Source organism: Bradyrhizobium sp. 21 (genome assembly GCF_023073335.1).
Taxonomy (GTDB): domain Bacteria; phylum Pseudomonadota; class Alphaproteobacteria; order Rhizobiales; family Xanthobacteraceae; genus Bradyrhizobium.
This window is the reverse complement of the sequence record NZ_JADPJG010000006.1, coordinates 71012-85406: the sequence shown is the minus strand read 5'-3', so window position 1 is coordinate 85406 and position 14395 is coordinate 71012. Positions and strand designations below refer to the sequence as shown.

Below are 14395 nucleotides of genomic sequence, written 5' to 3'. Positions count from 1 at the left end.
GACAGATCGGGCATAGTCGCGCTAACCACCGGAAAACCGAATGACTTCAACATATAACCAGACCTTCTTGATGAGTTAGATTGCTTGATGAGCAAGATTGATCCCACCGCACGGGTCGCGGACGGCGCCGCGATCGGCGAGGGCACCGAGATCGGACCCTATTGCATCATCGGCCCGCATGTCGTGATCGGCGCGAATTGCAAGCTGATCGGACAGGTCACCGTCATCGGCCATACCTCCGTCGGTGAAGGCTGCGTGATCTCGCCGTTCGCAGTGCTGGGCGGCGCGCCCCAGGATCTCAGCTACAAGGGCGAGCCGACGAGGCTCGAGATCGGCTCCGGCTGCACCATCCGCGAAGGCGCGACGATGAATGTCGGTACCATCAAGGGTGGCGGCCTGACACGCGTCGGCAGCGGCGGCTACTTCATGAACAACAGCCATGTCGGCCATGACTGCATGGTCGGCAACAACGTGATCTTCGCGACCTCGGCGACGCTCGGCGGCCACTGCGAGATCGGCGATGCCGTCTATATCGGCGGTCTGTCCGCGGTGCACCAGTTCACCCGCATCGGCCCGCAGGTGATGGTCGGCGGCGTTTGCGGCGTGCGCGACGACGTCATTCCGTTCGGGCTGGTCAACGGCCAATATGCGGCGCTGGAAGGCCTCAATCTGATCGGCATGAAGCGGCGCAAGTTCACCAAGCAGCGCCTCGCCACCGTGCGTGCGTTCTACCAAAAACTCTTCCACGGTCCCGGCATGTTCGCCGAGCGGATCGCGGCGGTGCAGCCGCTCGCCGACGAGGATCCCGCGATCGCCGAGATCCTCGACTTCATCGGCAAGGGCAAGCATCGCCCGCTCTGTCTTCCCGCCCTCGCGAAGTGAGTTCGGAGATGGCCGCGGGCGCGACATCGGCGGCTTCGGAGATCCCATCACCGATCGGCGTGGTCGCGGGCGGCGGCGCGATGCCGTTCGCGGTCGCCGACTCGCTCGCCGCGCGCGGCATTACGCCGGTGCTGTTTCCCCTTCGGGGGGCCTGCGATCCGGCGCGGGTGGAGAAATTCCGTCACCGCTGGATTTCGGTCGGCCAGCTTGGCCGCGCCATGCGGCTGTTTCGCGAGGAAGGTTGCCGCGACCTGATCTTCATCGGCACGCTGGTCCGGCCTTCGCTCTCGGAGGTCCGGGTCGACTTCACAACGCTCCGGCTGCTCGGCAATGTCATCCGCGCCTTCCGTGGTGGCGACGATCATTTGTTGTCCGGCGTCGGGCGCATTCTTGAGGAGGGCGGCTTTCGCATGGTCGGCATCAAGGATGTCGCGCCCGACCTCTTGATGCCCGAGGGCTGCATCAGCCGCGCCTGGCCGAGCGATACCGGCAAGACGGACATCGAGCGTGGCCGCGCGGTGCTGACCGCGCTCGGTCCGTTCGACATCGGCCAGGCTGCGGTCGTGATCGACGGCCATGTGGTGGCCGTCGAGGATATCGAGGGCACCGACGCGCTGCTCGCGCGCGTGGCGCGCCTGCGCGAAGAGGGCCGGATCCGCGCTGCCACCGGGCGGGGCGTGCTGGTGAAGGTCCCGAAGAGCGGGCAGGATTTACGCTTCGACCTGCCGACGATCGGTCCGCGCACCCTCGAGGGCGTTGCCGCCGCAGGGCTCGCCGGGATCGCCGTCATCGCCGGCAACACCATCGCCGCCGAGCCGCAGGCGATGATCGCGCTCGCCGACGCCAAATATCTCTTCGTCATCGGCCTGCCGGCGTGATGCAAGGCCGCGATCCCAAGCGCAAGATATTCCTGATCGCGACGGAGGAATCCGGCGACCGGCTCGGCAGCGCCTTGATGAAGGTGCTGCGCCAGCGGCTCGGCGACGGCGTGCAGTTCGTCGGCGTCGGCGGCCGCACCATGGCGCGTGAGGGGCTGGACTCGCTGTTTCCGATCGAGGAACTCTCGATCGTCGGGTTCGCCGCGGTGATGCAGCAATTGCCAAAGATCCTGCGGCTGATCCGCGAGATCGTGGACGCCGTAGCGGAGGCCGCGCCCGACGCGCTCGTCATCATCGACAGTCCCGACTTCACCCACCGTGTCGCCCGCCGGGTGCGGGCGCGCAATCCTGCGATCCCGGTCGTCGACTATGTCTCGCCGCAGCTCTGGGCCTGGCGACCGGGACGGGCGCGGACCATGCTCGGCTATGTCGATCACGTGCTCGGCCTGTTGCCGTTCGAGCCGGAGGAATATCGCAAGCTCGGCGGGCCGCCATGCAGCTATGTCGGCCATCCCCTGGTCGAGCAATTGCCCTCGCTGCGGCCGAACGCGGAGGAGCAGAAACGCCGCGATGGCGAGCCGCCGGTTTTGCTGGTGCTGCCCGGCAGCCGCCGCAGCGAGATCAGGCACCATCTCGGCGTGTTCGGCGCGACGCTCGGCCGATTGCGGGCGGAAACCCGCGCGTTCGAACTGATGCTGCCGACCATGCCGCATCTCGAAGCCACCATCCGCGAAGGGATCGCGAGCTGGCCGGTCAAGCCTCAAATCGTGGTCGGCGAGAGCGAGAAGCGGGCGGCCTTCCGGATCGCGCATGCCGCGCTGGCAAAGTCCGGCACGGTGACGCTGGAGCTCGCGCTGTCGGGCATTCCGATGGTGACGGCCTATCGCGTCAGCGCGATCGAAGCCTTCATCCTGCGCCGCGCCGTCAACGTCTCCTCGGTGATCCTCGCCAATCTGGTGATCGGCAAGGATGTCATTCCGGAGTTTCTGCAGGAGGAGTGCACGCCGGAGAGGCTGGCGCCTGCGCTATCGGAGCTGCTGACGGACTCACCGCTGCGCAAGCGGCAGGTCGAAGCGTTCGCCCAGCTCGATCAGATCATGTCGACCGGCAACAAGTCGCCGAGCGTTCTTGCCGCCGACATCGTGCTCGCAACGATGCGCAAGGGCCGGCAAACAAGCTAGGACATGTACTCATGGACGTCGGCTTACCAGCGCAAAGCGGAAGTCTCCCACCTTGGGCGTGATCGGCGGCTTTTGATCCACAGCGGACGAGGCGTATCAAAGCCAAGACTTTGCGCAGCTTGATGGCCATTGTAAATCCGAGACCGCAAGGGAGCCGATCCGATGGCAGTCTATATCTGGATCTTTGGTGCGGCGGTCTTCGCCGGACTTGAGCTCTATCTAGGAGTGCACGCCCTACGAAACTCAGCTCCCGGCGTCGAACGCAAGGGGGTGATGTTCTTCCGAAAGTTCGCCGGGCAACTGGACAAAGCGTTGTTCAATGAAGAAGGGCAAAAATATCGCGGTTGGATGATCAGAAATGAAATAGCTTATTGTTTTTGGATTTTTGTGATCGGACTTTTCTAGGTCTCATCGGCTTGAGCAAGGCGGTCGCGCGAAGTTCCGCTTGTGGGCCCGTAGCGGACCTGTCGTGGCATGTTGCGCGAGACAGCTTTTGACCCTGAGCGGAATTCAACAGAGTCTGGCAAGCGCGCGCAGCGTGAGCCCGGAACAATTTTTACCGAAAGTTGTTGAGGCTCAAGTTTATCTGATGTCGTTTCTATCCTGGCACGAGGCCAGCTTGGTCCAGCTTGAGGCCCCCGAGCTTGTTGAGGAGTTGCGGTCGGCCTTTCGTTCGGTCGAACTCTAAGGAAAAATGCCATGACGAAAAGCACGCTCGATCTGGCACGTGCCAGGTTAAAGGCATACGTCCATAAGGATCGGACCGCAATCGAAGCGCTTCTTGCGGACGATTATCACTTCTCAAGTCCAATCGATAATGAGTTGGATCGTGCGACTTATCTGCGCCGCTGCTGGCCCAACAGCGAAAAAACCAGTTCGTTCGATGAAGTGATCGCGATCGAGGATGGAAACCGAGCAGTCATCCTCTATGAGGCAACTGCTGCAGGGGGCCACAGGTTTCGTAATTGTGAGGTGACCACCGCTCGCGGAGACAAGATCGTTCGGGTGGAAGTCTACTTTGGATGGGATATGCCTCACAAGGCTCCGAAGGGCGGCTTTGTCGAAAATGACGGCGAGGGTCGCGCTTAGCAGGATGCCGAAGCGAGCCTGTCTTCCGTGCGTCGGCTTGTGGCCCAACTCGGACCCAGGGTGAGGTACGCCAACGCGACTGCTATCGGATACGGAGCGCACCTCTACGATGCAGTTCGGGTTTGTGAGTGCCGCTCTAGCCGAGACCAGCGTCGACCTGGAAACACTGACGCGTGATGCGCTGGCTCTCGTCGGAGGCGAGGAACAGCGCCATGTTGGCGATGTCCTCGGGTGTCACCGCGTCGGGAATGGCCTGGCGCGTGCGCAGCTCGGCGATGCTCTGCTCGTCCGGATACCAGAGCCGGCGCTGACGCTCGGTGATCACCATGCCGGGCGCAATCGCGTTGACGCGGATGCGGTCGGGACCGACCGACCGGGCCAGTGAGTTGGTGAAGCCGACGATCGCGGCCTTTGCCGCGGCATAGACCGGCAGCGCCGGCGCGCCGCGCATCCAGGCGATCGATGACATGTTGATGATCGAACCGCCGCCGCGTGCCTGCATCTGCGGCACCACGGCTTGAGCTGCAAAGAAGACGTGCTTGAGATTGACGCCGATCATCCAATCGAACTCGGCGGGCGTCACCTCGGCCAGCACCTGACGCTGATCGTTGGCGGCGTTGTTGACGAGGATTGCGGCATCGCCAAGCGATCCCCGGACCTGCGCCATGGCGCCGCGCAAGGCGTCGATGTCGAGGAGATCGCACGGCACGAACAATGGTGCGGTCCCGGACGCGGCCTTTACCTCCGCGACGAGCGTCCGGCCGGCTGCCTCGTCGAGATCCAGGAAGGCGACGCGGGCGCCTTGGGCCGCGAACGCCCGCACGAAGGCGGCACCGATGCCGCTGGCGCCACCGGTGATCAACACCACGCGGTCCTCAAGTCCGGTATAGGTCGTCTTTGTCATGCGATCAGTCGCTCCGTCTCGGGGTCGAACAGGCAGATGCGCCGCGTATCGAGTGCGAAGGGGGCTTGCGTCCCGGGCGTGGGGCGGATGTCCGGCGAGATGCGCGCAAGTGCCGCTTCGCCGCCCAGCCGCAGCAGAACGATGGTCTCGGCCCCGGTGGGTTCGACCATCTCCACCGGCGCGTTGACGACGATGGGCGCCTCGCTGGAAAACACGCGGCTGCCCTCGGCGATGCATTCAGGCCTGATTCCGAACACCACCTCGCGGCCGACGAACGGCGCCGCCGCGTCGTATCCCTGAAGGCGGAGACGAATCTCATCCGGCCGCCCGGTGCCGATCACGACCACCAGTCCATCGGCATCGCCCTCGAGCCGCGCCGGCATGGTGTTCATTGGCGGCGAGCCCATGAAGCGGGCAACGAACAGATTAGCGGGATAGCGATACACCGTATCGGGATCGGCAAACTGCTGCACCACGCCCCGGTGCATCACCGCGATCCGCGTCGCCATCGTCATCGCCTCGATCTGGTCGTGGGTGACATAGACGATGGTGGCGCCGATGCGCTGATGCAGCCGCTTGATCTCCATCCGCATCTCGACGCGCAGCTTGGCGTCGAGATTGGAGAGCGGCTCGTCGAACAGGAACAGCAGGGGATCGCGCACCAGCGCCCGGCCCATCGCCACGCGCTGGCGCTGGCCACCTGAGAGCTGTGACGGCTTGCGGCCGAGCAGGGGCTCGATCTGGAGCAGGCGGGCCACGTTCGCCAGCGCCTTCTCCTGCTCCGCCTTCGGCACGTGGCGGCATTCCATGCCGAAGGTGATGTTCTGGCGCACCGTCATCGACGGGTAGAGCGCGTAGGACTGGAACACCATGGCGATGTCGCGATCCTTGGGCGGGACGTCGTTGACGACGCGCCCGCCGATCTCCACGGTGCCTGCGCTCGGGCGGTCGAGCCCGGCGACGATGTTGAGCAGCGTGGACTTGCCGCAGCCGGAGGGCCCGACCAGCACGGTGAACTCGCCGCTCTCGATGTCGAGGTTGATCCCCTTCAACACCTCCAGATTGGCGTAGCGTTTCGACAGGGCCCGAATGCTCAACGCGGCCATGACCCCTCCATCATTTCACGGCTCCCGCGGTCAGGCCGCGTACGAAGTACTTGCCGCCGATCAGATAGATCAGCAGCGTGGGCAGAGCGGCGATCATAACCGCGGCGCTCTGCACGCCATGCTGCGGGATGTCGGCGACCGCCGCGGACAGCGCGATCAGCGCCGCGGTGACCGGCTGCTGCTGACCGGTCGTGAACGTCACGCCGTAGAGAAACTCGTTCCAGATATGGGTGAACTGCCAGATCACGGTGACGACCAGGATCGGCGGCGACAGCGGCAGGATGATGCGCCAGAAAATGCGAAAGAACCCGGCGCCATCGATGCGCGCGGCTCTGATCAATTCCTGCGGAATGGCAACGTAGTAGTTTCGGCAGAACAGGAGGGTGAAGGAGAGCCCCTGGATCGTGTGGATCAGGACCAGGCCGGTGAGCGTGTTCATCAGGCCCGTATCGCGCAGCACGATGGTCCAGGGCAGCAAACGCATCTGCTGCGGAAGGAAGATGCCGAGCGTGACGATCCCGTAAATCCAGCTGTCGCCGCGAAAGCGCCAGAGCGAAACGGCGTAACCGGCGATCGCGCCGAGCAGGGTGGAGAAAACGGTCGCGGGAACGGTCACGAGCGCGGAGTTCAGCATGTACGGCCGGATGCCGGCGCAGGTCTCGGCGACGCAGAAACCGCTCCAGGCGGCGGCGTAGTTGCTCCAGGCCAAATGTTGCGGCCAGCCGATCATCGAACCCTGCGCGATCTCCTCGTTGGTACGGAGCGAGTTCAGCACGACCACAGCCAATGGCGCGAGCCATGCTGCAGCAACCAGCGACAGGATGAGATAGATCAGAATCCGGCTTGGTGCGACGCTTCGCTCACGCATGGATCGTCCGCCGTCGCTGGACATAACGCCACGCTGCGTAGGGCAGCAAAACTCCGAGAAGAAGCAGCAACATGAGGACTGCCGCCGCCGCGCCCCGTCCGAGCAGGCTGCGCTGGAACATCAGATCATAGACGACGAGTGCCGGCAGCTGGGTCGCGATGCCAGGCCCGCCATTGGTGAGCGCGCGGACGAGGTCGAAGGTCGAGATCGCGAACTGCAGCTGGATGACGATGACGGTGATGGTGATCGGCCAAAGCGTCGGCAGGATGACGCGCCGGTACATCCTGACAGCTCCGGCACCGTCGATCTGCGCGGCCTTGATCAGGTCGGCATCGACGGAGCGGAGGCCGGCGAGGAAGAGCGCCATGGCAAAACCCGAGGATTGCCAGATCGCCGCGATCACGATGGTCCAGATGGCCATGTCGCGGTCGATCAGCCAGTCGAACCGGAAGGAGGTCCAGCCGAGGTCGTGGACCAGCTTCTGGATGCCAAGGCCGGGATTGAGCAGCCAGCTCCAGACCGTGCCGGTGACCACGAACGACACCGCCAGGGGATAGAGGAAGATGGAGCGCAGCACGTTCTCGCCGCGAATGCGCTGATCGAGCAGGATGGCAAGGATGAGGCCGGTCGCCAGACTGAGCAACACGAAGGCACTGCCAAACAGCACCAGATTGTCCAAAGCGATCTGCCAGTTCCGCGATGCCGCGACCGCGGAATAGTTGCGCAAACCCACCCAGCCCGAAACCGGGACAAGAGTGGAGGGTGTGAACGATATCCAGATCGTCCACAGCGTAAACGCAATGAGGTGCGCGGCGGACAACAGCAGCGGCACCCAGATCGTCAGAACTTCGGGCAGCCGGCGTACCCAGTCAGAAGCCGCCGGCCGACCCGGTCGTGTCGAGACGGCGATGGTCAACGTGAGCTCTCGACCGCCTCGGCGAGCCGTGTGGCGGCTTGCTCCGGCGTGATCGTCTTGTTCTTCACGTACTCCGTGATCACGTCGATCATCGCTGCCGTCATACCGTTCTCCTGCGCCATGTTGTGCGCAAGACTGAGGACGGCCTGGTTGCTGGCGATGGCGTCTTTCAGCGCGGCTGCGGTGCGCCGTTGACCGTCCGACCAGCCTTCGCCGGACAGATCGACATCGGTGCGCACGGGGATCGATCCCGTGATCTGCGAATACATCGTCTGGATCGCCGGATCCATCACGAGCTGGGCCATCAGCGCCTGACCGGCCTGCAGATCGGGCTCTTTGCGCTGCCAGAAGATGAAGGCGTCGGCATTCAACAGGAAGACCGGCTTGCCGTTGTCGCTGGGACCCGGGGCGATCATGAAGTCCTCGAACTTGAACCCGGCGTTGCGCAACACGCCCTGCGCCCAACCGCCCATGATCATCATGCCCATGTCGCCGTCGACGAAACGCTTCAGATTGGTCGAAAAGTGCTGGGCGCCGACGTTGGGGTCCATCCAGTTGGCAATCTTGCGGACCTGCACGAATGCAGCCTTGATCTCGGGGGCCTTCAGGGCCTTCTCGTCGAGATTCATGATAGCCGCGCGGTATACGGCGGGACTGATGCCTGCCAAGGCGGCTTCAAACTTCTGCCCGTCGTCCGGGCGGGTCCCACCGTTGGCGACGGGATAGGCGACGCCGCCCGCCTTCATCTTGTCGGCGAGATCGTTGAACTCGGCCCAGGTGACGGGGATCTTGTCGGCCTTGGCCTTGTCCATCGCGCGTTTGGAGAGAAACAGCATGTTGGTGCTGTAGATCTGCAACGGCAGCGCGATCCACTTGCCGCCCGGCTTGTGCAATTTTGCAAGGTCCGGAGCGACGACCTTTTCGTAACCGGCGGCAGCGACAAGCGCGTCGAGATCGACGGTCGGAGCAATCTTCGACCAGGCCGCGATCTCGGGGCCCTTGAGCTGCGAACAGGCCGGCGGATCGCCGGCGATGATCTGGGCACGCAGCTTGTTCATCATCTCGGTGGTGAAGCCGGGGACGGGCGAGTGCTGCCAGGTGCCGCCCTTCTCCTCGAATTTCTTGCCGAGCGCCGTGATCGCGGCGCCATCGCTGCCTGCGGACCATTGCGAGATCGCGGTCAGGCGCGGCTTGGGCGCGCCTTGCGCGCGGGCAAAGGCCGGCAGCGCGAGCGTGGCCACAGATCCGGCGAGCAGACGGCGCCTTGTTGTCGTGATCGGCATGGCAAGTTCCTCCCGGTGTGAACGTGTTGGCGCGTTGAAGCCGCGCCGGCTCAGGGCGTTTCAGGCGGCCTCCGTCGATGCGGCCGCCATGCCGCCGCGGGAAGCGAGGCAGAACGCCGCGAACGCCAGCGCGGCCCGCGGATCATTGCCGTTCGATGGCGGCACGAAAGCGAGCGACACTTGCGCATGCTTGCGGCCGCCGAGCAGGCTAGCGTCGACACCGTCACCCAGCGCCTTACGATCGTCCTCCGCAAGGAGGGACGGCCAGCCGGAGATGGCCACGCCGTGACAGGGCTTGACGTTCAGCGTGTTGCCGATCGCGAGGCCGAGGCGATACAGCCGTTGCCGCAGCTCCTGCCGCACGCGCGAGGAGATCGGGATCGCGGTCTCCCAATCGCTACCAGGCTCGAGCAGCTCCGGCTCGGGCACGCCGAGCAGTTCGGCGAGCGCCGGCAGCGAGGTAAAGGCTTCGACGCAGCCATGATGGCCACAGCGGCACCGTGGTCCGTCGGTGCCGAACACCATGTGTCCGAGCTCGACCGGCTGGAGCGCTCCGTCCTCGATCGGATCGTCCATCCAGGCGCCCGCGACGCCCTGGCCGACGAAAACGAAGAGATGCGCGCCGCTGAACGGATAGTTTTCCGTGCGGCAACGGTGAAAGATGGCATGCGCCACCACCGAGTTGGTGAACTCGACCGGCACGCCCGCAAACATCTCGCCGAGCATGTCGCTGATACGCCCGACATGGCAGGGAATGATCGGATTGCCAAACTCGCTCAACCGGCCGAGGCCTGGAATCGTGATGCCGATCTGCGCCAGCGTGACGCGGCGCCGCCGCGTCCAGTTGCGCAGCAAGGTCACTGCTTCGCGAAACGCGCGGCCGACGGTCTCGACGGTCGGCTTCTTCGGCAGCGGCACACGCTCGGTGTCATGCAGTTCGCCCGACAGGCTGCCGACGCCGACGCTAAGCCACCCGCTGTTCAGCTCGAGGGCCGCGAGCGCCACCGACTCGTCGAGCGACACGAGGCCCGTCGGGCCGCCGACATAGGGGGCAGGGCGCCGCACTTCCTCGATCAGGCCGTCGGCCTTCAGATCGAACAGGATGCGCGACAGGCTTGCTTCCGACAGGCGCACGGCCTTGGCCAGCGGCGGGCGAAACGAACCGCCCGACTGCAGCAGATGAGTCAAAATGGCAGCACGCGTCTGCCGCCGACTTCTCGGCTGCTCCGGCATTTCCATCCCTGTCGTCATTCTTACTTAGTGTAAGAATGCGCGCGGAGCATTTCGACTGTCGAGCGTTCGAGGCGGGATGCCCGGACTTGTTGTTGTGCGCGGCAGCAAATCGCCCTTGTCCAGGACTGCTGCCATAAGGCTGTCAGCAGTCGGGGAAGATGATCGCGATGATGATCCAGCCCGTACGAGGTCTGCCCAATGACGCGATATCGGCTGCACTGCGTGAGCGCATCCGGCAATTCGTTCAAGGTCGCCCTGTTTCTCAATTGCGCCGGGATCGACTGGGAGCCGGTTGGCGTCGACTTCGCAGGCGGTGAGACCCGCGATCCATCCTGGCGCGCCACGACCAACGAGATGGGTGAGATACCGGTGCTCGAAGTGGACGGCCGGCGCCTTAGTCAGTCAGGCGCGATCCTGGAATGGCTTGCCGAGACCCATGGCGTGTTCGGTCCGTCGAATGCGGAAGAACGGTTTGAGATGTCGCGCTGGCTGTTGTTCGACAATCACCGTTTGACTGGCAGCTTTGCCGCGCATCGGGTTCTGCATTCCATGACGCTGGTGCCGCCACACCCGGATGTGCTGGCTTATATGCGAGCGAGAACGCACGGCGCATTGTCGATCGTCGAGAAGCATCTCGCTGATCGTCGCTTCATGCTAGGCGACCGCCCGACGATCATCGACTTCTCGCTCGCTGGATATCTGTTTTATCCGGTCGAGGAGACCGGGTTCGATCTTCGTGCGGCGTTTCCGGCGATCGATGCCTGGCGCGGGCTGATTGCGGCGCTGCCGGGTTGGAAGCAGCCCTATGAGATGATGCCGGTTGGAAATTCGTTGCCGCTGGTCCGCTCTGCGACCAGCGCGCCGAGCGCGCAATCGTAGGGCCCGAAAAGCGAAGTGTGCTCACTTTTTTTTTCCTCAGTCGCGGAGAGGCGGTGTGCACGCTTCGCCTTGCCCACCCTCAAAGTCCCGCAAACAAAAACGGCGCCATCGCGAGATGGCGCCGTTTCGAAATGCAGTAATGGCTGGACCTTACTTCCGGTCCTTGATCGCCACGTAGTCGCGGCTGGTGACGCCGGTGTAGAGCTGGCGCGGACGGCCGATCTTCTGCTGCGGGTCCTCGATCATCTCGCTCCACTGGCTGATCCAGCCGACGGTGCGGGCGACCGCGAACAGCACGGTGAACATCGAGACCGGGAAGCCCATCGCCTTCAGCGTGATGCCCGAATAGAAATCGACGTTCGGGTAGAGCTTGCGGTCGATGAAGTACTGGTCGCTGAGCGCGATCCGCTCGAGCTCGAGCGCCACCTTCAGCATCGGATCGTCGCCATGGCCGGTCTCCTTGAGCACGGCGTGACACATCTTCTGCATGATCTTGGCGCGCGGATCGTAGTTCTTGTAGACGCGATGGCCGAAGCCCATCAGGCGGACTTCGGAGTTCTTGTCCTTCACCTTGGCGATGAACTCGGGGATCTTGTCCACGCTGCCGATTTCGGCGAGCATTGCCAGTGCGGCTTCGTTGGCGCCACCATGCGCCGGGCCCCAGAGGCAGGCAATGCCGGCGGCGATGCAGGCGAACGGGTTGGCGCCGGATGAGCCGGCGATGCGCACCGTCGAGGTCGAGGCGTTCTGCTCGTGGTCGGCGTGCAGGATGAAGATCTTGTCCAGCGCTTCAGCCAGCACCGGGTTGATCTTGTACTCCTCGCACGGCACGGCGAAGCACATGTTGAGGAAGTTCTCGGCGAAGGAGAGCGAGTTCTTCGGATACACGAAGGGCTGGCCGACCGTGTACTTGTAGGCCATCGCCGCAAGCGTCGGGATCTTGGCGATCATGCGCATGGAAGCGATCATGCGCTGCTTGGGATCGTTGATGTCGGTGCTATCGTGGTAGAACGCGGCGAGCGCGCCGACGGACGCCACCATCACCGCCATCGGATGAGCGTCGCGGCGGAAGCCCTGGAAGAAGCGGGCCATCTGCTCGTGCACCATCGTGTGATGGATCACGCGGTCGTCGAAGTCCTTCTTCTGCGCGGCGGTCGGCAGCTCTCCGTAGAGCAGCAGGTAGCAGGTCTCGAGGAAGTCGCCGTTCTCGGCGAGCTGCTCGATCGGGTAGCCGCGGTATTCCAGCACGCCCGCGTCGCCGTCGATATAGGTGATCTTGGACTGGCAGCTCGCGGTGGAGGTGAAGCCGGGATCGTAGGTGAACAGGCCGGACTGGCCGTAGAGCTTGCCGATATCGATGACGTCAGGTCCGACGCTGCCGCTGTGGATCGGGAGATCGTAATTCTTGTTTCCGACCGTCAGCGTGGCGGTCTTATTGCTTGATTTTGCGTCCATCAGAGGTCCCCGATGTGTGGTGAAACGGGCCGGACCCGGAAGGCCCCGATGAGATAATGGGGCAGGCCGGATGTTCCAGAAGGTACGGGTCAGATGGGTATATTATTGCTGTGTGCGCTGCAAGATGGCGCCGCGCATGGTCGACTTACGTCGTAGCTAGTCCTTGCCCAGTCTTGCCTAGTCCTTGGCCTGATCCTCAAGCCGGCCCAGACTTTCCTGGCGTCCCAGCACGTCCAAAACCTCGAATATACCAGGCGACGTGGTGCGGCCGGTCAGTGCGGCCCGCAAGGGCTGGGCGACCGCGCCGAGCTTGAGACTGTTTTCCTCGGCAAAAGCACGGAGCGCGGCTTCCGTGCTGGCGCCGCTCCACGTCTCCACATTCTCCAGCGCGGAATGAAGCTGGCCGATCAGCTTGCGGTTCTCGTCCGTCAGCTGCGCCGCTGCCTTCGGATCGAGCTCCAGCGGCCGGTCGGCAAAGATGAAATAGGCGCTGTCGATCAGCTCGATCAGCGTCTTGGCGCGCTCCTTCAGGGCCGGCATGGCCTTGAGAAGCTGTGCACGCGTGGCGCCGTTCAACTTGGCCTTGATCTCGTCGCGGCTGGGCACGATGTGGTCGAGCACGTCCTCGAACGCCTTCACGAGTGATTGATCGTCGGCGTGGCGGATGTAGTGGCCGTTGAGGTTTTCCAGCTTGGCGAAATCGAAGCGCGCCGCGCCGCGGCCGACGCTGGCGAGGTCGAACGCCGCGATCATCTCCTCGGTCGAAAAAATCTCCTGGTCGCCATGGCTCCAGCCGAGCCGGACCAGGTAGTTGCGGAGCGCGGCCGGGAGGTATCCCATGGCGCGGTAGGCATCGACGCCGAGTGCACCGTGGCGCTTGGACAGTTTTGAGCCGTCCGGGCCGTGGATCAGGGGAATGTGGGACATGCTCGGCAGGGCCCAGCCCATGGCGTCGTAGATCTGCTTCTGGCGGGCCGCGTTGATCAGATGGTCGTCGCCGCGGATGACATGGGTGACGCCCATGTCATGGTCGTCGACCACCACCGCGAGCATGTAGGTCGGGTTGCCATCGCCGCGCAGCAGCACGAGATCGTCGAGGTTCTCGTTCTGCCAGACCACGCGGCCCTGGACCTGGTCCTCGATCACGGTCTCGCCAGTCTGCGGCGCGCGCAGCCGGATCGTCGGCTTGACATCGCTCGGGGCGGTTGCCGGATCGCGGTCGCGCCACAGCCCGTCATAGAGGCGGGTGCGGCCCTCGGCGCGCGCCTTCTCGCGCATGGCGGTGAGTTCTTCGGCGGTGGCGTAGCAACGGTAGGCCTTGCCGTCGGCAAGCAGCTGCTCGGCGACCTCGCGGTGGCGGGCGGCGCGGCTGAACTGGTAGATGACGTCGCCATCATGGTCGAGCTCCAGCCATTTCAAACCGTCGAGGATGGCGCCGATCGCAGCCTCCGTGGAGCGCTCCCGGTCGGTATCCTCGATCCGGAGCAGCATCTTGCCGCCGTGCTTCTTCGCATAGAGCCAGTTGAACAGCGCCGTGCGGGCGCCCCCGATATGGAGGAAGCCGGTCGGGGAAGGAGCAAAGCGGGTGACGACGGAATCGGTCATTCTTGGCAGGGCCTATGCATTGGAAGCGGTGGTATATAACAGGACCGGAGCATAACTAAAGCCCGGCAGCGGACCGCCAAGCCCATGCTTAAGCCCTTGGCTCAGCCACGCGAATT

At 64.1% G+C, this 14395-nt stretch carries 14 protein-coding genes; 6 read left to right on the top strand and 8 right to left on the bottom strand.

From position 1 onward, the window contains the following. Window positions 1–87 precede the first annotated feature (87 nt). The 5 genes from lpxA (at window position 88) to IVB31_RS10130 (ending at window position 4030) form a co-directional block, all read left to right on the top strand. Window positions 88–882, top strand: coding sequence for an acyl-ACP--UDP-N-acetylglucosamine O-acyltransferase (gene lpxA / locus IVB31_RS10150; RefSeq protein WP_247321425.1), 795 nt, complete (start codon window positions 88–90; stop codon window positions 880–882). Between the two features lie 8 nt (window positions 883–890). Next, window positions 891–1760 carry a UDP-2,3-diacylglucosamine diphosphatase LpxI gene (gene lpxI, locus IVB31_RS10145; protein WP_247321423.1) on the top strand — a complete coding sequence of 290 codons (870 nt, stop codon included), beginning with the start codon at window positions 891–893 and terminating at the stop codon, window positions 1758–1760. Further along, window positions 1757–2941 (top strand): lipid-A-disaccharide synthase, encoded by a 1185-nt coding sequence (gene lpxB / locus IVB31_RS10140; protein ID WP_247321421.1) that lies wholly within the window; start codon window positions 1757–1759, stop codon window positions 2939–2941. The genes lpxI and lpxB overlap by 4 nt, the downstream gene beginning before the upstream one ends. A 162-nt stretch (window positions 2942–3103) precedes the next feature. Next, window positions 3104–3346 (top strand): hypothetical protein, encoded by a 243-nt coding sequence (locus tag IVB31_RS10135; RefSeq protein WP_247321419.1) that lies wholly within the window; start codon window positions 3104–3106, stop codon window positions 3344–3346. Between the two features lie 294 nt (window positions 3347–3640). Further along, window positions 3641–4030, top strand: coding sequence for a nuclear transport factor 2 family protein (locus IVB31_RS10130; RefSeq protein WP_247321417.1), 390 nt, complete (start codon window positions 3641–3643; stop codon window positions 4028–4030). Window positions 4031–4166: 136 nt separating this feature from the next. Here IVB31_RS10130 and IVB31_RS10125 read toward each other — a convergent pair whose 3' ends face one another. The 6 genes from IVB31_RS10125 to IVB31_RS10100 are packed head-to-tail and all read right to left on the bottom strand — an operon-like array spanning window position 4167 to window position 10346. After that, entirely contained in the window at window positions 4167–4934 is a 768-nt protein-coding gene (locus tag IVB31_RS10125; protein WP_247321415.1) for an SDR family oxidoreductase, read from the bottom strand. After that, window positions 4931–6040 (bottom strand): sn-glycerol-3-phosphate ABC transporter ATP-binding protein UgpC, encoded by a 1110-nt coding sequence (gene ugpC, locus IVB31_RS10120; RefSeq protein ID WP_247321413.1) that lies wholly within the window; start codon window positions 6038–6040, stop codon window positions 4931–4933. The genes IVB31_RS10125 and ugpC overlap by 4 nt, the downstream gene beginning before the upstream one ends. A gap of 10 nt (window positions 6041–6050) precedes the next feature. Then, window positions 6051–6908 (bottom strand): carbohydrate ABC transporter permease, encoded by an 858-nt coding sequence (locus IVB31_RS10115; protein WP_247321411.1) that lies wholly within the window; start codon window positions 6906–6908, stop codon window positions 6051–6053. Beyond that, on the bottom strand, window positions 6901–7824 hold the full coding sequence (locus tag IVB31_RS10110) for a sugar ABC transporter permease (protein ID WP_247321401.1): 924 nt from the start codon (window positions 7822–7824) through the stop codon (window positions 6901–6903). The genes IVB31_RS10115 and IVB31_RS10110 overlap by 8 nt, the downstream gene beginning before the upstream one ends. Next, a complete protein-coding gene (locus tag IVB31_RS10105) occupies window positions 7821–9107 on the bottom strand; it encodes an ABC transporter substrate-binding protein (protein WP_247321393.1) in 1287 nt (428 codons plus the stop codon). The genes IVB31_RS10110 and IVB31_RS10105 overlap by 4 nt, the downstream gene beginning before the upstream one ends. A gap of 60 nt (window positions 9108–9167) precedes the next feature. After that, window positions 9168–10346, bottom strand: a complete 1179-nt coding sequence (locus tag IVB31_RS10100) for an ROK family transcriptional regulator (protein ID WP_247322086.1) — start codon at window positions 10344–10346, stop codon at window positions 9168–9170. 192 nt (window positions 10347–10538) lie between these two features. Here IVB31_RS10100 and IVB31_RS10095 point away from each other — a divergent pair, with 192 nt between their 5' ends. Continuing rightward, on the top strand, window positions 10539–11219 hold the full coding sequence (locus IVB31_RS10095; protein ID WP_247321391.1) for a glutathione S-transferase: 681 nt from the start codon (window positions 10539–10541) through the stop codon (window positions 11217–11219). A 150-nt stretch (window positions 11220–11369) separates the two neighbouring features. On the opposite strand, the gene gltA is transcribed toward IVB31_RS10095, so the two are convergent. Then, window positions 11370–12674, bottom strand: coding sequence for a citrate synthase (gltA, locus tag IVB31_RS10090; protein ID WP_247321389.1), 1305 nt, complete (start codon window positions 12672–12674; stop codon window positions 11370–11372). Window positions 12675–12851: 177 nt separating this feature from the next. Next, window positions 12852–14279: a glutamate--tRNA ligase gene (gene gltX, locus IVB31_RS10085; RefSeq protein WP_247321387.1), complete on the bottom strand. Its 1428-nt coding sequence runs from the start codon at window positions 14277–14279 to the stop codon at window positions 12852–12854. Between the last annotated feature and the right edge of the window lie 116 nt (window positions 14280–14395).

Bases quoted from the DNA above. Each gene is read 5' to 3' on its own strand.
- lpxA (WP_247321425.1), top strand. From the start codon at position 88: ATGAGCAAGATTGATCCCACCGCACGGGTCGCGGACGGCGCCGCGATC.
- lpxI (WP_247321423.1), top strand. From the start codon at position 891: ATGGCCGCGGGCGCGACATCGGCGGCTTCGGAGATCCCATCACCGATC.
- IVB31_RS10095 (WP_247321391.1), top strand. From the start codon at position 10,539: ATGACGCGATATCGGCTGCACTGCGTGAGCGCATCCGGCAATTCGTTC.
- gltA (WP_247321389.1), bottom strand. From the start codon at position 12,674: ATGGACGCAAAATCAAGCAATAAGACCGCCACGCTGACGGTCGGAAAC.
- IVB31_RS10105 (WP_247321393.1), bottom strand. From the start codon at position 9,107: ATGCCGATCACGACAACAAGGCGCCGTCTGCTCGCCGGATCTGTGGCC.
- ugpC (WP_247321413.1), bottom strand. From the start codon at position 6,040: ATGGCCGCGTTGAGCATTCGGGCCCTGTCGAAACGCTACGCCAATCTG.
- IVB31_RS10135 (WP_247321419.1), top strand. From the start codon at position 3,104: ATGGCAGTCTATATCTGGATCTTTGGTGCGGCGGTCTTCGCCGGACTT.
- IVB31_RS10125 (WP_247321415.1), bottom strand. From the start codon at position 4,934: ATGACAAAGACGACCTATACCGGACTTGAGGACCGCGTGGTGTTGATC.
- gltX (WP_247321387.1), bottom strand. From the start codon at position 14,279: ATGACCGATTCCGTCGTCACCCGCTTTGCTCCTTCCCCGACCGGCTTC.
- IVB31_RS10130 (WP_247321417.1), top strand. From the start codon at position 3,641: ATGACGAAAAGCACGCTCGATCTGGCACGTGCCAGGTTAAAGGCATAC.
- IVB31_RS10115 (WP_247321411.1), bottom strand. From the start codon at position 6,908: ATGCGTGAGCGAAGCGTCGCACCAAGCCGGATTCTGATCTATCTCATC.
- IVB31_RS10100 (WP_247322086.1), bottom strand. From the start codon at position 10,346: ATGGAAATGCCGGAGCAGCCGAGAAGTCGGCGGCAGACGCGTGCTGCC.